Origin of the sequence: Flavobacterium cryophilum, from assembly GCF_048286555.1 — a bacterium.
Lineage (GTDB): Bacteria > Bacteroidota > Bacteroidia > Flavobacteriales > Flavobacteriaceae > Flavobacterium.
Genome location: NZ_JBLVPZ010000003.1, coordinates 221358 through 240783, shown reverse-complemented (window position 1 = coordinate 240783; position 19426 = coordinate 221358). Strand labels below are relative to the sequence as shown.

General features: G+C 31.9%; 19 protein-coding genes. 6 read left to right on the top strand and 13 right to left on the bottom strand.

Translation table 11 applies throughout. The features are described from left to right. Positions 1-59: 59 nt before the first annotated feature. From hxlA to ACNQGJ_RS07795, 5 genes are all read right to left on the bottom strand, one after another. Complete coding sequence (gene hxlA / locus ACNQGJ_RS07815; protein WP_417971754.1) at positions 60-701, bottom strand: 3-hexulose-6-phosphate synthase; 642 nt, start codon at positions 699-701, stop codon at positions 60-62. 42 nt (positions 702-743) lie between these two features. Continuing rightward, entirely contained in the window at positions 744-1310 is a 567-nt protein-coding gene (gene hxlB, locus ACNQGJ_RS07810; RefSeq protein ID WP_417971752.1) for a 6-phospho-3-hexuloisomerase, read from the bottom strand. Between the two features lie 264 nt (positions 1311-1574). Then, on the bottom strand, positions 1575-2357 hold the full coding sequence (locus ACNQGJ_RS07805) for an AraC family transcriptional regulator (RefSeq protein ID WP_417971750.1): 783 nt from the start codon (positions 2355-2357) through the stop codon (positions 1575-1577). Positions 2358-3101: 744 nt separating this feature from the next. After that, complete coding sequence (locus ACNQGJ_RS07800; RefSeq protein WP_417971748.1) at positions 3102-3524, bottom strand: response regulator; 423 nt, start codon at positions 3522-3524, stop codon at positions 3102-3104. Between the two features lie 84 nt (positions 3525-3608). After that, positions 3609-4370, bottom strand: a complete 762-nt coding sequence (locus ACNQGJ_RS07795) for a LytR/AlgR family response regulator transcription factor (RefSeq protein WP_417971746.1) — start codon at positions 4368-4370, stop codon at positions 3609-3611. Positions 4371-5027: 657 nt separating this feature from the next. Between ACNQGJ_RS07795 and kdsB the strand changes: the two genes are divergently transcribed. Continuing rightward, positions 5028-5753, top strand: coding sequence for a 3-deoxy-manno-octulosonate cytidylyltransferase (gene kdsB, locus ACNQGJ_RS07790; RefSeq protein ID WP_417971744.1), 726 nt, complete (start codon positions 5028-5030; stop codon positions 5751-5753). A gap of 1 nt (position 5754) precedes the next feature. Here kdsB and ACNQGJ_RS07785 read toward each other — a convergent pair whose 3' ends face one another. Both ACNQGJ_RS07785 and ACNQGJ_RS07780 read right to left on the bottom strand, forming a co-directional pair. Further along, a complete protein-coding gene (locus ACNQGJ_RS07785) occupies positions 5755-6465 on the bottom strand; it encodes a potassium channel family protein (protein WP_417971742.1) in 711 nt (236 codons plus the stop codon). A gap of 104 nt (positions 6466-6569) precedes the next feature. Continuing rightward, positions 6570-7235 carry a spermidine synthase gene (locus ACNQGJ_RS07780; protein ID WP_417971740.1) on the bottom strand — a complete coding sequence of 222 codons (666 nt, stop codon included), beginning with the start codon at positions 7233-7235 and terminating at the stop codon, positions 6570-6572. Between the two features lie 60 nt (positions 7236-7295). Between ACNQGJ_RS07780 and ACNQGJ_RS07775 the strand changes: the two genes are divergently transcribed. Continuing rightward, the gene (locus ACNQGJ_RS07775; protein ID WP_417971738.1) at positions 7296-7847 is read left to right on the top strand and encodes a 1-acyl-sn-glycerol-3-phosphate acyltransferase; all 552 of its coding nucleotides are present in this window, start codon (positions 7296-7298) and stop codon (positions 7845-7847) included. A 154-nt stretch (positions 7848-8001) separates the two neighbouring features. Here the strand turns inward: ACNQGJ_RS07775 and ACNQGJ_RS07770 are convergent, their stop codons facing one another. After that, complete coding sequence (locus tag ACNQGJ_RS07770) at positions 8002-8478, bottom strand: helix-turn-helix domain-containing protein (protein ID WP_417971736.1); 477 nt, start codon at positions 8476-8478, stop codon at positions 8002-8004. A 310-nt stretch (positions 8479-8788) separates the two neighbouring features. Here ACNQGJ_RS07770 and ACNQGJ_RS07765 point away from each other — a divergent pair, with 310 nt between their 5' ends. From ACNQGJ_RS07765 to ACNQGJ_RS07750, 4 genes are all read left to right on the top strand, one after another. Further along, positions 8789-9943 carry a M14 family metallopeptidase gene (locus ACNQGJ_RS07765; RefSeq protein ID WP_417971734.1) on the top strand — a complete coding sequence of 385 codons (1155 nt, stop codon included), beginning with the start codon at positions 8789-8791 and terminating at the stop codon, positions 9941-9943. 76 nt (positions 9944-10019) lie between these two features. Then, positions 10020-10499: an Lrp/AsnC family transcriptional regulator gene (locus ACNQGJ_RS07760; RefSeq protein WP_072943262.1), complete on the top strand. Its 480-nt coding sequence runs from the start codon at positions 10020-10022 to the stop codon at positions 10497-10499. Between the two features lie 93 nt (positions 10500-10592). Continuing rightward, complete coding sequence (locus ACNQGJ_RS07755; protein ID WP_417971732.1) at positions 10593-13178, top strand: phosphoenolpyruvate carboxylase; 2586 nt, start codon at positions 10593-10595, stop codon at positions 13176-13178. 10 nt (positions 13179-13188) lie between these two features. Continuing rightward, a complete protein-coding gene (locus ACNQGJ_RS07750; RefSeq protein WP_417971730.1) occupies positions 13189-13704 on the top strand; it encodes a DinB family protein in 516 nt (171 codons plus the stop codon). Position 13705: 1 nt separating this feature from the next. On the opposite strand, the gene ACNQGJ_RS07745 is transcribed toward ACNQGJ_RS07750, so the two are convergent. The 5 genes from ACNQGJ_RS07745 to ACNQGJ_RS07725 all read right to left on the bottom strand — a co-directional run bounded on the left by ACNQGJ_RS07745 (position 13706) and on the right by ACNQGJ_RS07725 (position 19274). Continuing rightward, positions 13706-14182, bottom strand: a complete 477-nt coding sequence (locus ACNQGJ_RS07745; RefSeq protein ID WP_417971728.1) for a DNA-deoxyinosine glycosylase — start codon at positions 14180-14182, stop codon at positions 13706-13708. A 10-nt stretch (positions 14183-14192) separates the two neighbouring features. After that, positions 14193-16304, bottom strand: coding sequence for a DNA helicase RecQ (gene recQ, locus ACNQGJ_RS07740; protein ID WP_417971726.1), 2112 nt, complete (start codon positions 16302-16304; stop codon positions 14193-14195). 85 nt (positions 16305-16389) lie between these two features. Then, positions 16390-16797 carry a DNA primase gene (locus ACNQGJ_RS07735; protein ID WP_417971724.1) on the bottom strand — a complete coding sequence of 136 codons (408 nt, stop codon included), beginning with the start codon at positions 16795-16797 and terminating at the stop codon, positions 16390-16392. Between the two features lie 8 nt (positions 16798-16805). Then, positions 16806-17777: a deoxyhypusine synthase family protein gene (locus ACNQGJ_RS07730; protein WP_417971722.1), complete on the bottom strand. Its 972-nt coding sequence runs from the start codon at positions 17775-17777 to the stop codon at positions 16806-16808. A 93-nt stretch (positions 17778-17870) separates the two neighbouring features. Next, on the bottom strand, positions 17871-19274 hold the full coding sequence (locus ACNQGJ_RS07725; protein WP_417971720.1) for a type III PLP-dependent enzyme domain-containing protein: 1404 nt from the start codon (positions 19272-19274) through the stop codon (positions 17871-17873). Positions 19275-19426: the final 152 nt, after the last annotated feature.

Here is a 19426-nt window from a genome sequence, read left to right as displayed (position 1 = left end):
ATTTATTAATACAAAAAAAGGCTGGAATTTACAAATAAATTCCAGCCTTAATTCATCAATTACGCTACGGTTACGCTATTTATAGCTTCCTTCAATGCTTTAGCAGCAGCAGCGGGGTCTTCAGCGCCATATATGGCACCACCTGCAACAGCTACATGTGCACCAGCGGCTACAACATCTTTTATTGTTTCGATGTTCACGCCACCTGCAACAGAATAGGGAACTTTTGCCAGTCTTCCTTCGCTTATAAGTGTTTGTACAGAGTATCCTGCTAATGTTTGTTCGTCAAGACCAGCATGTAACTCTACAAAAGCAACTCCAAAAGCAGTTACTTCTTGAGCTCTTTTTACTCTATTTTGTACTCCAATAGTATCAACTACTACCTTTTTACCATGTTTTTTTGCAGCTTCTACAGCTCCTTTTATGGTAGCATTATCTACAGCACCCATAACTGTTACCAGATCTGCACCTGCCATAAATGCGATCTCTGCCTCTAGGAAACCAGTATCGGCAATTTTCATGTCTGCAAAAATTAATTTGTCAGGAAAAGCGGCTTTCATTGCCGTTACCACTTTAAGGCCTTCCGATTTGATTAACGGTGTACCTAATTCTATAATATCTACGTAAGGTGCTACTTTGTGAGCTAGTTCTAATGCTGCTTCTGTAGTAAGTAAATCAATTGCGACTTGTAATTTTGTCATGTTCAAATGTATAAAAAAAATTAATAATATTAAAAAAAATCGTTATTCCAGGTTGGCGTGTTTGGGCCATAGCGCTTCTTTAGTCAAACCTGATTCTTGCCATAAGGTCATAAAAACACCTTCTAGGATAAATAATGTAAATTGTTCAAAAAGGCTGCCTGCATATTGCTTAGAGACGGAAACACCGAAGTCTGTTTTTGTCGCAGCATTTATTAGTATGATACTGTCTGCCAATTTTGCTAATTTGCTTTCTGCATCAGCAGTAATAGCGATAACGGTAGCTTGTTGACTCTTAGCTTTCTCCGCTGATGACAGTACTGAGGAAGTAGTTCCCGAACCTGACGCTAATAGTAGCAAATCTCCTTTTAGAATAGCAGGTGTATTTGTTTCTCCTACGATGAATACAGTATATCCTAAATGCATGAACCGCATGGCCGCCATTTTTAATGCAAGTCCGCTTCTTCCAGCCGCCATAACAAAAATTCGTTTGGCTACTTTAATTTCGTGAACCAAAACCTTTATCTGTTGGGGATCCATTTGATTTACTAATTGTCTATTTTCCTCTAAAATAGCAAGCAGATTATTGTTTGTCAATGTATTCGTGTTCATATTTTTTTATTTTTAAATAAGGCCATACGCTGATTATATCAGTCAAATTATTACAGCAATACGATTGGGTAATTTTGAGTGCTATTTTTTGCAGTAACTGCTTATTATAGGATACATTTATGTTTTCGATTCATATGTAGAATCAAACGAAATTAGTATCCTATTATCGCTATTTTGAAATAGCAGTTTGTATATATTTGAATAGTATCATTTACTGATGCAAAGATATATCAGTAGGGAGGGAGGGATGTTATATAAACAAGACTATGCGGTATAAATTTGCGCCAACCCGTTTTGAAGATCGGTTGGAGTTTCTTTTAATTTTGCTCTTACGAATTTATTAAGCGCAGATGGGGAACTAAACCCAAGATCAAATGCGATTTCTTTATGAGAGTGATCAGAAAACAATAGTTGTCTTTTAATTTCAATAAGAATGCGGTTATGGATTGCATTTATTGCGGTTTCGCCCGAATATTTTTTAGTCAGGGCATTGAGCTTTTTAGTGCTAATTGACAGTTTAAATGCATAATATTGTACGCTGCGCTCACTTTTATATTGGTGGTTCAAAAGTTTTTTAAAAGCAATATAAATATGTTGGTTTGGCCCTTGTGTGTCGTGATGCAAAACAGGATGTTGGCCGTGTATTGATTCTATAAGTCCTAAAAGAAAAATTTTGATATAAAAACGGGCCTGTTCTTTTTTAACAAGGCTTGGGGCGTTGTAAATATCTTGTATGTTCTTTATAATCGGAAGGACCTTTTTAAATTCTGGGTCAGAAAGTGCAGTGTTATTAAGGTGTACCGATAGATTAACATTATAAGCACTGAGTTCATTTTTCAATATATCCGAACAAAACAAAACTTCTTCAAATAATATAATTTTGCCAACCAAATCAGTACTCAGATTTGAAAAAAAGTGGATTTGATCCGGAAATATAATAGATATATTACCTGATTTCAATAAATATATTTTGTCTTCGATATGTACTTTAATATTTCCAGATTCGACAAGAATAATACAAAAATGATCTTTTTTATGTGGCTGCAAATAATCTTCAGTACTTTTAATACCGAGGTCAAAAACACGAAACGACAAATTTTCATCATCGGTTTTTTGAATATTTTTCTTGATCTCAAACCTCTTTAAGTCCATAGGATATTTTTTTATATAAGTGCTCAGCGCGCTCAAATCACCAACTCAAATCAATCAAGTTCATTAGGATATCAGGTGCAGTGATACTCGCAACGATAATTTATTAAATTCAATAACATTATTTTTCTGCACGTATTTCGTTACTATATTTATAATCAATGTTATACTTTCAGAAAAACAAAGTAGCAGTAAATTCAAGTAAAAAAGTAATTTACAAATATACACTTTTCTTAATTTTAAGAGAATAATTAAGTTTAAAATTAGGCCGAAACTAGATTTAGTACTGTTCTTAGGTCAGTAATTGGACTGCAGCCAAAAGTTTGGAAAAACAAGTAAAGTTGATCACTCAATACAAATGTAAATTGACGACCAGTTATGGAATAAATGTAACTGTTTTATATCTATACAATAAAAAATAAAAAAGAGAAAGCCGTAGGTACAAAGTGAACCAAGAGCGAGCATATTGGTAACGAATATTTAAAATTTGAATTGTATCGTATCTTTGTTTTTTAAAGTTTTAAAAAAACAGTAAAAAAGTTAAATTCAACTACAATAAATCTTGATTTTTAATAACTTAAACATTTGAAAAAGACCATATTTCAGCAATTTTTTATTCCATTCCGTAGTTTCAAAAACGGTTCAAAAAGAAAATTTTTCGGGTATAATTCGATCCAGGAATTCCTTTGTAATGGGTTTTTGTTGAAAAGAAACCACATTTGGATCTTTACAAGCCCGGGCAATATCGAGATCATCAATCGTGTTTGAAACAATAAATACTTTAGATTTATTTTTCACAATTAACGGCAGTTTGTCGTAAGCTTCTAGAAATTCAAAACCCGAAAAATGGGGCATGTATAAATCTATAAAAATTATCTCAGGCAACTGGCTATTGTTTTCCTGATTTTCTTTTAAATAAGCTAGCGCTCCGTTTGCAAGTGAAAATTCTACGACTTTTTTCCCGAAATTATTATGAAGAATTACTCGAGAGGAACAATAACGTTCGATGGGATTATCATCAATAATCATGACACTTTCGAATTTTGGTTCTAATTCGTTTTTCATGGTTTTAGCTTTTAAGTGCAAAGATAAGTGAAATATGTAGCATTAATACTATAAAATTAGGGCTACTATTTTAATTTGTAAATGTTATTCTGTGAGTTTAATAAATTTGTTAAAATCCTCTTGGCGTCTTTTGGCCACGGCCAGAAGTATACCATTAGGGAATTCGCAGAAATAACCTTCTTTTTTCGAAATTTTCACAATGTGACGCAGATTGACGATATATGAGTGGTGAATTCTAAAAAAATAGTTACGATCGAGAACCGCATTGTATTCGCCTAAATTTTTACTTGACATAATTTTCCTGCCGTTTAGCAGAAAAAAAACAGTATACCTTCCTTCAGCTTGGCAGTAAATAATATCCGCCATTGGAATGAGTTCAATTTTATCTAAGGAGGAAATGGCCACATAATCGTTTGACTGTTTTAAGGAGTTAATAACTTGTATGGCATTAATTTTTTGATTTTGATAAGATAGCTCCATTTTAGCTGTTTTGATTACTTTGTATACGGCTAAAATTAACGAATTAAAATCGACGGGTTTTAAAATAAAATCAATCGCGTTTTGTTTAAATGCTTTAGCAGCATCTTGTTTATTATCAGAAATGAAAACCAATTTAGGAATACTCAGTTCTAATTTATCCAGCATTGTAAAAAAAGTATCTTCTTTAAAGGAAATATCCAATAACACGAGATCTGGTTTTTGCAATTGTATACTATTAATTCCATCAACTATTGAGGTAGTTTCGTTTACTATTTTAAGAATCATAAAGTTTTCTTGTTCAAATTTTTTTATGATTTGTAAAGTGTCTTTTTCTTTCGTAATAATTATGGCATTAATTGGGGGCATGGGCATGTAATTTGGGGGTAATTTATCTTTTTAACGTCACGACTACTTTTACTTGTAAATCAAAGTATTTATTTTTAAGATAATAGAAACAAGATAAAATGATAATTTCTATTTCGAAAATAAAACAAAAAATAGCAATATCATGCAACAGTTTTTTAAAACATATAATAGTGAAAATCGAGATTTTTCAGGTATTAAATGTTGATAAAAAGTTTGTTTAATTAAAACAGGATATTTTTTTTACAATTAAATCTGGACTTAAGCATTTAGTCAGCCACATTTTTCTGTTCTCTATTTTAGATTTGTGCTGGTAAAAAGGATTAAGACCTGATAATTAGACAGTAGTGTTTTTGATATACTTGAAAGTAATTTTAAATTCATTAATTCGTATGGTTTTCAGGCAAGGTAGCATTGATTATTGATAAAAAGAACTATTTTTTGAAAGTATGTACTTTATTAATTATTTTTTATTTTGTGCATTTTAGTGACATTTAAAATAGTCACAGTTTTGGGATCATATTTAGTTTTTACGGATTTTTTTTACAAATAAAAATAAAAAAAGAATTGATTTTGGAATCAATGAACGAAGACCAAACGCATTTATTAGCAAAATAAAAAAATCATACTACCTTAGCGCTTTAGCAATTCCGTATAAAAATGAAAATAATAGCAGTTATTCCCGCCCGTTACGCTTCGACACGATTTCCAGCTAAACTGATGCAGGATTTGGGAGGTAAGACGGTCATTTTAAGAACTTATGAAGCCGCTGTAAACACGCAATTATTTGATGATGTTTTTGTGGTAACGGATTCGGATTTAATTTATAACGAAATCGTTTCTCACAATGGAAAAGCCATAAAAAGCATCAAAGAACACGAATCAGGAAGTGATCGAATTGCAGAAGCAGTCGAAAATCTGGACGTTGATATTGTGATTAATGTGCAGGGAGACGAGCCTTTTATTGATGCGGAACCTTTGGCAAAAATCATTGAAGTTTTCAGAAATGATGTGGACAAAAAAGTAGATTTGGCTTCCTTGATGCGTGAAATCACTTATGAAGACGACATTCATAATCCGAACAATGTAAAAGTAGTGGTGGACCAAAATAGATTTGCATTGTACTTTTCGCGTTCGGTAATTCCATATCCAAGAGAGAAAAATGTGGGCGTTCGGTACATGCAGCACATCGGGATTTACGCATTTAGAAAACAAGCTTTATTGGATTTTTACAGTTTACCGATGCAATCGTTGGAAGCATCCGAAAAACTAGAACAATTACGTTACCTGGAATTTGGAAAACGAATCAAGATGGTTGAGACCACACATGTTGGAATCGGAATTGACACCGCGGAAGATTTAGCAAAAGCGCGAAAAATGCTGTAATTTATTCCGGATTTTCATGATCAAAGTAGCCTTTAGTTTTTACTTTAGTGGAAAAAAAGTTTAAGAAAAGCACAATAAAAAACAAAAACAATAATGCTTGAGTAGTTACTAGAAATTTCCCGATTGTGGTAATAGGATAATAATCACCGTAACCAATAGATGAGGAAGTTACTATACTAAAGTAAACTGCATCAAACCAATGAAAGAAAGGTTTGTTCATGTAACGGTCAATTGAATAAAAAACGGCGTAAGCAAATGCAATTTCTAAATAATTAAAAAAAAGCAACAGCATAGATCTTTTGTAAGAACGTGGTTTTGAAAATAAATCAGAAGCAAAAATCAATGTTGGAATGTAAAAAACAGTTTCCAAAAAAACATAAATAAGAATCCAAATGATCCATTCATGGCTTTGCCAATGGTTTATTAAAATAAATATTGGAAAAATCACTTTAAGTAAAACATAGAAATCCAATGCTAAATCCTGATATTCAACTCCTTTTTTACTGGCCCAATATTTAATGTAGATCCCTGGGAAAAGTAATTGGGAGGAAGCAAGGATCAAACGCACTATTTTTTCAATTCCATTGTCTTCCTGATGATCATTATTCCAAATGGATTGAATATTTTGTATTCGTTTTTGAATGGGATTAAATTTTGGTTGAAAACCCTTTGATGTTTTCCCTAGAAGCAGTTTTTTTAAAATTTTTTTCATTCCATCACAAGTATTAAATAACGCTAGGTAAGAGTACAAAATAATTGCGTTGCTTGATACGATTGGATTGTAAATCTTCAAAAAGAACTTTTCCGGAGTGTTATTTAATTCAATTTTTCGATTAGAATCAACTCGTTATGAACTTCAACTCTAGGAATGGTTTTTATTTGAAATTGATTTTTGTAAAATTCAGAGACGTATTTTTTATTTCTTAAATTTTGGCTTTTGTTCAACAGCATTGTATTGAAAAGAATAAAACCATGACTTTTTAAAAGGGAGCAAATTCGATTAATAAAAAAAGTTTCAAAAAGAAAATTAGGCATTGTTGTATCTTGAAAAACATCAATAATAATTAAATCGTATTTAGTTTTAGTTTTTAATACAAATTCAAAGGCATCCTCAATAACAATTTCAAGATTTTTAACTTCATCTAATTTAAAATAGGTATTGGCTATCTTAATAATTTCTGGATCAATTTCAACTCCAGTAATTTTTCCTTTGTATTTTATTTCATGAACTAATGTCTTGATAACGCTTCCGCCGGCAACTCCCAAAACTAAAATATGATTCATTGGAACTATTTTTTCATAACCAATGTTTTTTAACCCTAATCTTAAAATGCGTTGTAAACTGCCATAAGAATAATTAGAATTTTCAGAATCTAGAACTAATTCGCCATTTGCCCAAGTTACTTCAATCGATTTGCTCAAAGAAGATTTTGTTTCATAAATTTTAATCGGAATTAAATAACTGAATATTTTTTTAATCATTAGAGCAGTTTTATTCAAAAATAAGATATAAATTATTTATTTTGTATGAAATAATAAAGAATGAAAAAACAATTTTATAAATGGATATTTTTCAGGCTCATGGGTTGGAAAATAGTTGGGACAATAAATGCAGATGTCAAAAAATGTGTCATGATGGTGATGCCTCACACGAGTGCGCATGATTTTTACTTGGGAATTTTTATCAGAGGAATAACAGGATTAGAAATGAATTGGGTTGGCAAAAAGGAATTATTCCGCTTTCCGTTCGGATTTTATTTTAAATATATGGGCGGAGAACCATTAGATCGTTCAGGAGGTTTGAACAAAGTCGATTCTATTGCGGCTATTTTTAAAAGAAAAGAAATTTTTCGTTTGGCTGTTGCTCCTGAGGGAACCCGTAAAAAAGTTACGGAATTAAAAACCGGATTTTATTATATTGCTTTGAAAGCAAAAGTTCCTATAATTCCTGTCACATTTGATTTTGGAAGAAAAGAAGTGAATATCGGAAATCCGATTTTGCCCACTGGCGATATCGAAAGTGATATGACTGTTTTAAAGAAACATTTTATAGGAGTAAAAGGTAAAATTCAGGAAAAAGGATACTCATTTTAACAAAAGTTAAATAGGGTAGAAACTGCAATTGCAGGTAATAAAGTGGTACTTCTAGAGCAAAGAATGGAATACAGCTTCAGGTGACCATAAAATTCCCTTTTAAAATTTTTATTTTGATCAACTCCAATTTAACAATCTGAAATTGGATTATTTTTTAATCAGGTAAATAACTTTTAAAAGTTCCATTTTTATAAAAAATTACAATCTTATCAATTTCGCTGGAATACGGTTCGTGGATGCTATTTTGATTTTCAATTTTTTTACTTTCCAATTCAGGAATTGTATTTGGGATTTTTATTTCCGAAAATAAATTTCCAGAAATCGTTTCGGTAGCAGACGGAGGTATACTATTTTGTCTGACAACGGGCGCGCCGCTGTTTTCTTTTTTATCAAATTGTTCCGAATTTTTTGGAAAGATTCCTTTTCCATTCAAAATCCAGTACAAATCTACATCGGGAAAAACCTCTACTATTTTAAGAATAAAATCCAAGCTAGGTTTGTTTCTTCCTGAAAGTAGGTGGGACAAACTAGAACGCTGTACGCTAATTTTATCCGCAAAAGATGAAGCATTTAAACTGTAGTAATCCAGTATAATTTCTAATCTTTTTATAAAATCCTCTATGTTTAACATTGTAAATAAATAATAAAATTAACTATTTACAAATGTAAATAAAATAAATTCAAAAACCAAAATTACAAGTGTAAATTGTATTTATCGTTATAATTAATAGGAAGTTTAACTTTTAGTAAAAACACTTAAGTTACTGATAATAAATTAATTGATTGTAATTTTATAATTTGGTAACAATTGTTAATTTTAGGGAGTGCGGTCACGGTAACTAAGCAGAAAGTGGTGTTTACATAACTAAAGTTTTTAGAATTCAAACGGTTTACAAATGTAAATATAAAGATGTTTACTTTTGTAAATCAAATAAAACAGCATGAATTTAGAGCAATTATTCAGTCTATATAAAGAAAAATCCATACACGGTCGTTATATTACGTTACAATCTATTGAGCCTTTATTTCAAAAATTAAACACTAATAATCAACTTAAAATTATTGGAAAATCAGTTCTTGAAAAATCTATCTATTCGTACCAAATCGGAGTAGGTAAAACTAGAATTTTTCTTTGGTCACAAATGCATGGGAATGAAAGTACCACGACAAAAGCATTATTTGACTTTTTAAATGTGTTGCAGAGTGGTTCTGAATTGGCACAACAACTATTGAATTCATTTACTTTTTACAGTATTCCAATGTTGAATCCGGATGGCGCCACATTATATACCAGAGAAAATGCTAATAAAGTGGATTTAAATCGTGATTCGCAAAATCTTACTCAGCCAGAAAGCAGACTTTTAAGAGCGGCTTTTGAGGATTTTAAGCCCGATTATTGTTTTAATCTTCATGATCAGCGCACTATTTTTGGCGTAAGTGATTCTGGAAAAACTGCTACATTGTCATTTTTAGCGCCCTCTTACAATGAAGAACGCGAAATAAATGACTCCAGATTGAAATCTATTAATTTGATTACGAGTATCAACGAAGTACTTCAGGAGTATTTACCAAATCAAATTGGTCGTTTTGATGACTCATTTAATATCAACTGTATTGGAGATACATTTCAATACTTGGGCGTGCCTACTTTATTATTTGAAGCGGGACATTTTTCAAATGACTATGAAAGAGAAGAAACGCGAAAATATGTTTTTATGGCATTAATTACTAGTTTTAAAATACTCAGCGAAAACGTTATAGTTAGCAACGGAATTAATAAATATTTGAATATTCCTCAAAATAAAGTCGTTTTTTATGATTTTATGTATAAAAACATCAAAATAAATTATGATGGTATCGAAATTATCACCAATTTTGCAGCACAATACAAAGAAGAGTTTATTGAAAATCAGATTTATTTTACGGCCTATTTTTCACAAATAGGAGATTTAGAAAATTATTTTGGTCATTGGGAATACGATGCTAAAGGCGCCGTATATACAGATGATTTTGATAATATTCCTAAATTGAATCAAAAAGCTGATTTTTATTTAAATAATAACATAAAAATTGTTAATGGAATGATAAAAATATAAAATTTTTGTCTTTTTGTTGTTTTTATGTATATTTTTATACTTTGTTATAGCAATTAATAATATTAATTTAAGAATTATGAGTAAATTTCGTTTAGATGAAGTAGATCACCAGATTTTAGATATGTTGATAGACAATACAAGAGTTCCATTTACGGATATTGCAAAAAAATTATTGATTTCGGCAGGAACAGTTCATGTTAGGGTAAAAAAAATGGAGGATGCAGGTATCATCATGGGTTCTTCGTTAGTTCTCGATTATGATAAATTAGGGTATTCTTTTATCGCATATGTTGGTGTTTTTCTAAACAATACCTCTCAAACAAAATTTGTTTTAGAGCGTATTAATGAAATTCCATTTGTGACGGTAGCATCTGTCACTACAGGAAAATTTAATATCTTCTGTAAAATTAGAGCAAAGGATACCAAACATGCTAAAGACGTTATTTTTATGATTGATGACATCGATGGAGTGTATAGAACTGAAACCATGATCTCACTTGAGGAAAGTATAAATGATAAAAAGCGGTTAATGCATACTATTTTTAAAAACATGTAATTAATCTTGAATACGCTATATGATAAATATAACCTCAAGTTAATTCTTGGGGTTTTTTTATGACAAACTAACTAAACCAACTACAGCTAAATTATGTACACACTACCTAAAATTGAACGTTTTAATCAAGACGTTCTCTCTAAATACCATATTTACAATAGTGTTTTTATCACATTGCCATTTCACTCGATAGATAATACGGGAGCTTTACTTCCTTTGTTTACAGATATTTGTGATACAGGATTTAAAAAGCAAGAAACTCCGAAAGAAATTTTTGATTTTTTTGCTAAAAGGTATTTACATGATCCTTCAGAAACAGAGAAAATTGATATAATGTTTCGTTTTATTCAATATATCGAACGCCAAATTGTTCTGTTTGATGCCATTGAAGATGCTGCTTTCCCGGTTGTTAACAATATGGAAGGAAGAGGTTCTTTAAGAGATATCAAGGAAAAATCAGATGCAAAAGACAAGAAAGAAGAATTAATTGATTTCCTGGAAGATTTTAATATAAGGACTGTTTTGACCGCGCATCCTACACAATTTTATCCTGGTGCTGTTCTCGGAATTATAAATGATTTGACAGAAGCTATTCGGAAAAATAACTTACTGGATATTAAGCAATTGTTGGCTCAATTAGGGAAAACACCTTTTATTCAAAACGAAAAACCAAATCCCTTTGACGAAGCTGTAAGTTTAATTTGGTACCTCGAAAATGTATTTTATCAAACGTCAGGCGAGATGGTGCAGTATTTGCAAAAGAACATTTTTAACGGCAATTCCATAAAGAATCCTTTGATTAAACTTGGATTTTGGCCTGGAGGCGACCGTGATGGGAATCCATTTGTGACTACTGAAATAACGCTGAAAGTAGCGGAACGTTTGCGAACCTCCATTTTAAAGTGTTATTATATAGAAATTCGAAATTTAAAAAGAAAATTAACATTCTCAGGTGTAGGCACTTTAGTGACTGAACTAGAACAAAGACTTTATAGATCGGTTTTTTATTCTAAAGGTGAAATTTTCATTACTTTGGACGAATTTAAATCACATTTAAATAAAATTAAACAAATAATTATCGACCAGCATCAATCGTTATATTTAGATGAATTGGACGCACTATTAATAAAAGTAAATTTATTTGGTTTTCATTTTGCATCTTTAGACATTCGTCAAAATAGTAAAATTCATGATACTGTGTTCAAAGATATAGTAGATTTTTATTTAAAAACGGATGCCTCTGTTTTTCCTGAAAATTACTTTGACTTAACAGAGAAAGAAAAGTTTATAATTCTATCAAATGTAAGTGGAAATCTCGATCCAAATGTTTTTGAAAATGAAATGACCCGTTTGACAATTGAATCCATTCAAGCGATTAAAACAATTCAAGAAAATAATGGAGAGTTTGGTGCAAACCGCTACATTATAAGTAATAATGAAAGTGCACTTAATGTAATGGAAACTTTTGCGTTATTCCGTTTGAGTAATTGGGAAAATCCATCTGTTGATATTATTCCGCTTTTCGAATCAATTGATGATTTGCATAACGCGCACGAAGTAATGGAGAAATTATATACTGATCCAGCTTATGCAAAACATTTAACGAATAGAAGCAATAAGCAAACGATAATGCTTGGTTTCTCTGACGGCACAAAAGATGGCGGGTATTTAATGGCGAATTGGAGTATTTACAAGGCCAAAGAAGAGCTTACTACTATTTCTAGAAAATATGGCGTAAAAGTGGTTTTCTTTGATGGTCGTGGTGGACCGCCAGCACGTGGAGGTGGTAAAACACATAAGTTCTACGCGTCGTTGGGGCCAAATATTGAAAACAACGAGATTCAAGTCACTGTGCAAGGACAAACGATTAGTTCTAATTTTGGAACTTTAGATTCATGTCGATATAATTTAGAGAATTTATTAAGTGCCGGCGTAACCAATCAAGTTTTTAATAAAGGTCAAAATAAATTAACAGCTGGCGAAAATGATATTTTAGATCAATTGGCAAGTTTAGGGTATGAAAAGTATTTGAGTTTTAAAAACCATCCTAAATTCATTCCTTACTTAGAGCAGATGAGTACGTTGAAATATTATGCTAAAACAAACATAGGAAGTCGTCCTTCTAAAAGAAGTAAATCAGAACACTTAGATTTCGCCGATTTACGAGCGATTCCTTTTGTAGGCTCGTGGAGTCAACTGAAACAAAACGTACCTGGATTTTTTGGTGTAGGTACAGCTTTAAAACATTTTGAAGATACAAATCAGTGGAATAAAGTTCAGGATCTATATGATAATTCGTTGTTCTTTAAAACCTTGTTAGAAAACAGTATGATGTCACTGGCTAAATCATTTTTTCCCCTGACAGCTTACATGAAAAAAGACCCACAATTTGGTGCTTTTTGGCAAATAATATATGACGAATTTTTAGAAACAAAAAGATTGCTTTTGAAAATTGCAGGTCATAAAGAGCTTATGGAAAACTATCCAGATGGTAAAGCATCTATACAAATAAGAGAACGTATAGTATTGCCATTGTTGACAATACAACAATATGCATTACTTCGTATTAACGAATTAAACAAAGAAAATAAACCAGATGAAGCGTTAATAAAAGTATACGAAAAAATTGTAACCCGTTCTCTTTTCGGAAATACTAATGCCAGTAGAAACTCTGCTTAAACGATAAAATATGAAGTCAACTCAATTACCCGAAAACGAATATGCATCTTTTTATGCTCCTTATATAAATGCTTTAGGAGAAGTAAATTTGATGGAAGAATTAGAAATTTCATTGCATGATTTTATCCGTTTTGTGCAAAATATTCCAATGGATAAGTTTGATTACAGATATGCGGAAGGGAAGTGGAATATCAAAGAGATTATTCAACATGTAATTGATACCGAGCGCATTTTTGCATATCGAGCATTGCGAATTTCTAGAAATGATGAAACGCCTTTACCAGGATTTGATGAGAATTATTATATTGCTAATACTGAAGCTGCCAATAGAAATATTCAGGATTTACTGACTGAATTTTCTGCTGTTCGACATTCGAATTTGTTTCTTTTTAAAAGTTTATCTGAACAACAATTAAAGAGGATTGGAATTGCTTCGAATGCAGCTGTATCCGTTCGTGCGATTGGTTTTATTATGATTGGACATCAAAAACACCATCAAAAAATTTTTCAAGAAAGATATTTATAGTTTAATCGAAACAAGTTGACCAAATTTTTAGCTTGTTTTCGAATGACATTGTATTTGCAGGACTAGTGGAAGGCATCTCATAATATAGGAAGCCTTCTATTTTTCCAAATTTCTTCAAAAAGTATCTATGACTTTCTTTTCCGTTAAAAATGATTGTCGTTATTCTGGGGAATTTTTTGAATAAGGTTTCAAAGTCATTTTCTTTTTGATTTTTGATGTGAATGTCCAAACTTCCTTTTCTTTCACAATTTTCTAAAACATCCCAAAGTCCAATATTATTTGTCTGGAGTAGCTGTATTTTTTCTTTGAAGATTTCAGATATTGGCAAATTACCTAAAAGTGTGTACATTATTTTCCAAAAATGATTTCTTTTGTGTGCATAATATTCTTGCTTTTCCAACGATGCGACACCAGGCATGGTTCCCAAAATCAAAATTTCGGTTTGGGAATTTATTATAGGACCGAAGGAATTAATCATAGTACGTTTTTTATAGTGTAGCGTTTTCTTTTTCTAATATAGCCAATGCTAAACGGATTTTTCCATAATCTATTTTTTCTTCAAAATAATCAAAATAAGGTTTTAAAGTAATTGGTGATTCTAGTTTTATTTGCGCTTCAGCGATTTGAGAAACTTCATCTTTTGAAATAAAAGATTTTAAATCAATAGCAACTCCATCAACATACAATTTTGCTAAATGCGACATAATGGTGCTCATGCCTAATTTTCTTTTTTGCGAAATTTCCGCGACAGAGAATCCGGTATTGTAGAGTTCCAATGTTTCTTTGTAAGTAGTGGCTTCTTTCTTTTTTCGGACAACTTTAGATTTTTGAAAATCAATTATCGCTTGGATAAAAGCATCGCCATATTTTTCCAGTTTTGCTTTTCCAACGCCATCGATTGCCAGTAATTCATGGTCACTCATAGGTCTTTCAGTTTCCATTTGACGCAAAGCCGCATCACTAAAAATTACATATGCAGGAACTGATTCCTCTTTGGAAATTTCGTAACGTAATTTTCTTAAGGTTTCAAAAAGAGAATTGGCAACAGCTTTACCTTTTGTTTCGTTGGCTTCTTGTTTCTCAACAGTAATTTTCTGAACCGTGGTTAGTTTTACTTTTTCTCCTTCAAATAAAACTTTTTTTGCTAGAGTCGTTAATCTGATTTTATTTTGTTGATGGAAAGCAATTTCACAATATCCTAAATTGATCAATTGTATCAAATATTGATTCCAATCATACCATGAAAGATCAACTCCAACGCCATACGTTTTTAAGTTCTGGTATTCTTTTTCATAGATATAAGCATTTTTCGAACCTCTCAAAAAATCAATGATTACTGGCAGTGGTTCAGTTTCCTGCAAACGAATAATTGCTGATAATGCTTTTTGAGCAATCACCGTTCCATCAAAAAATAAAGGTGGGTTTTTACAAATATCGCAATTCCCACAATTCTCTGTGACAAGTTCACCGAAATAAGAAAGCAATATCTTTCTTCGACAACTCAAGGCGTCTGCATATTGCTTCATCCGCTCTAATTTGGCCAGTTGCACTTCGGCATTTAAACCTTCGGAGGCAAATTTCTGCAATTGAATGACATCACCATAACTTTCAAATAGTACCGTTTCTGATGGCAAACCATCTCGGCCGGCGCGACCAATTTCTTGGTAATAGCCTTCGATATTTTTAGGTAAATTATAATGAATTACCCAACGTACATTTGATTTGTCAATTCCCATCCCAAAAGCAATGGTTGCACAAACCACTTTGCAATCATCATTAATGAATTCGTCTTGCGTTTTAGAGCGAATTTTAGTATCTAAACCGGCGTGGTAGGCTTTGGCACTTATGCCTGTTTTTTGCAATTTTTCAGCAAGTTCTTCCGTTGTTTTTCTGCTTAAGCAATAAATAATTCCAGATTCATTTGGTTTTTCTTGGATGAAATCTACAATTTGTTTGACTCTGTCCAAAGCGGGGCGCACTTCTAAACTCAAATTTTTGCGATCAAAAGATGCTACAAATAGTTTTGGATTTTTTAAATTTAATTGTTGGCTAATGTCCTTTCTTGTAGCTTTATCCGCTGTTGCTGTTAAAGCTAAAATTGGAGTGGAAGGGAAGCGGTTTTTAAGATATCCTAGGTTTGTATAAGCTGGTCGAAAATCATGTCCCCAAGATGAAATGCAATGTGCTTCATCAATTGCAATGAGGCTCACTCTTAAACTATTAAAAATATGATCTAGAAAAGATAAACTTTCAGGAGCGATGTAAACTAATTTAATTGCGTTAGATTTCAAACGGTCCATATAAAATTGGCGTTCGGCTTCAGTTTGGCTGCTGTTGATGTAACAAGCTTCAATTCCATTAGCTTTCAGACCATCAACTTGATCTTTCATTAAAGCAATTAAAGGGGAAATAACAATTGTAATTCCTGGGAAAATCAATGCAGGTAATTGAAAGCAAATTGATTTTCCTCCACCAGTTGGCATTATTGCTAATGTATCTTGCCCGGAAAGAATACAATTTATGATGTCTTCTTGATTGGGTCTGAATTTTTCAAAACCAAAGTTTTCCTTTAGTTTGGCGTGTAAAATTTCATGGGTCATTGTGGCGTATATTTAAGAGTCGAAAGTAATAAAAAAAGGAACTCGTGATGAGTTCCTTGTAAATGTATGCAGAAAATGGGATTATTTAATCCTCATCTTCTTCGTCATCATCTTCATTAGAATAGTCTTTTTCGTCTGAATCCTCATCATCCTCATCATCTCCGGAATCAGAATCTGGCTTATCGACAGCATCGTCATCGTCTTCATCATCAATATCATCATCAATATCAAGACCTTTTATTGGCTCAACAACATCGTCAATGATTATTTCATCATCTTCATCATAGTTTTCAATTCTATCAGCAAGTTTAGTGCTCACTTTAACTAAATAAGTAGTGTCATCAGTTCGTACTTCAACTGCTTCAACCAATTCATTTTTAGCGTTTCTAAAACTAATTATGTTTGAATCATCATAACCATCTGGGAATTTATCAACCAATAGGTTCAAAATTTCATTGGTAAGTTTCGCGTAATCTACAATTACTCTTTTCATAAAATATGCTATAAATCTAATAAATAAGCGAAAATTAAAGGAGCTACAATGGTAGCATCGGACTCAATAATGAACTTGGGTGTTTTAATGTCTAATTTACCCCACGTAATTTTTTCATTTGGTACCGCTCCAGAATACGAACCATAACTGGTTGTTGAATCTGAAATCTGACAGAAATAACTCCAAAACGGAATGTCATGCATTTCCATATCTTGGTACAACATTGGCACGACACATATTGGAAAATCTCCAGCAATACCACCGCCAATTTGAAAGAAACCTACACCGTTAGTACTGTTTTTTGGATACCAATCTGATAAGAAAACCATATATTCAATACCGGATTTCATTGTCGAAGCTTTCAAATCTCCTTTAATTACATACGATGCAAATATATTTCCCATAGTGCTATCTTCCCATCCAGGGACAATAATAGGTAAATTTTTCTCAGCAGCTGCATACATCCAACTGTCTTTTAGGTCAATTTCATAATATTCTTCAAGAACACCTGAAAGTAACATTTTGTACATAAATTCATGTGGGAAATATCTTTCGCCTTTGTCATCCGCATCTTTCCAGATTTTGTAAATATGCTTTTGCAGACGACGAAATGCTTCGTGCTCCGGAATACAAGTATCTGTAACACGATTTAAACCTCTTTCAAGCAAATCCCATTCGTCTTGAGGAGTCAAATCACGGTAATTAGGAACTCTTTCATAATGTGAATGAGCTACTAAATTCATGATGTCTTCTTCAAGATTTGCACCAGTACACGAGATAATATGAACTTTATCTTGGCGAATTATTTCGGAAAAAATCTTTCCAATCTCTGCTGTACTCATAGCTCCAGCCATGCTAACCATCATTTTTGCACCGTTGGCTAATTGTTGTTCGTAAGCCTTAGCTGCGTCAACTAAAGATGCAGAATTAAAATGCAAATAATGCTTTTCAATAAACTGACTGATTGGTCCTTTGTTCATTTTTTTTAATTTAAATACTTAAAAATCACTGTGTTAAAAATTATATTTCAAATTTAACGAATTTTTAAATTGACTAACTGAATTATTGTAAATTTATTTTTTCTTATCGTAACCTAATATTTTTAAGACGTCTTCTGAGGTTTGTTGTTCTGAAAATACTTCCGTTGCCAAAATACCATTTTCATCGCGATCAATTAAAATATGTTTGGGCTGTGGAATAAGACAGTGGTGCAAACCCCCGTAACCACCTATTGTTTCCTGGTAGGCTCCAGTGTTAAAAAAACCGATATATAATGGCTTTTCTTTGTTGTATTTTGGTAAATAAATTGCATTCATATTTTGCTCTGAATTGTAATAATCATCGCTGTCACAAGTCATTCCTCCCAATAAAACTCTTTCATAAGTTTCATTCCAACGGTTGACCGCCAACATAATGAAGCGCTTATTTATTGCCCAGGTATCAGGTAAGGTTGTGATAAAAGAGGAATCAATCATGTTCCATTTCTCTCTATCGTTTTGTTGTTTTTGATACAATATTTGGTATATAGCACCGCCACTTTCTCCTACTGTGAAGGATCCGAATTCAGTGAAAATATTTGGAACGTCAACCTCGGCTTCATCGCAGGCAATTTTGATCTGATTGATAATCTCGTCAATCATATATTGATAATCGTATTCAAATGCCAATGAGTTTTTTATAGGAAAACCACCGCCAATATTTAATCCGTCAAGTGTTGGGCACTCTTTTTTTAATGCAATATAAACTTTGATACATTTAACTAATTCATTCCAGTAATAGGCATTATCATTTATTCCAGTATTGATAAAAAAGTGCAACATTTTAAGTTCCAATTTTTTATTTTCCTGAATTTGCTTTTTGTAAAAATTGACAATGTTTTTATAGCCAATTCCTAATCTTGAAGTGTAAAACTCAAATTTAGGTTCTTCCTCGGCAGCAATACGAATTCCAATTTTGAATTTCCCTTTTATTTGTTCTTGTAATAGATCGAGCTCTTCATAATTATCAATAATTGGAATTGCATTTTTATGTCCATTATTTATTATTCGGGCAATATTTTCGATATACTGGTCTCTTTTGAAACCATTGCAGATCACATAGGTACTTTTATTAATTTTTCCGTTCGCCAATAAGTTCTCAACAATATTGATATCAAATGCAGATGACGTTTCAATGTGGATATTATTCTTAAAAGCTTCATTCATGATATATTCAAAATGAGAACTTTTAGTACAATAGCAGTAGTAATATTTTGCCTCATACTTATTTTTTTCCATTGATTTCCGAAACCAGCTTTTGGCTTTATTAATATTATTGGAAATTTGAGGTAAATAAGTAAACTTTAAAGGAGTACCATATTGCTCTACTAGTTTCATCAAATCAATGTTGTGAAACTGAAGATTATCTTTGCTTAAAGTAAATTCTTCTTGTGGAAAGTAATAGGTTTGATTTATTAAATCTGAATATTTTGTATTCATTATATTTTAGAATTATAGATTAGAATAGTGTAAAAAAAATTTAATCTAAAATTCAAACGCGAATATTTGCATAAACGATCTGAAGCTTCTCATTTTCTGCTTTCATGTATTGGAAAATATCAAAACTAAAGTTACCCTTAATAGAATAAAAC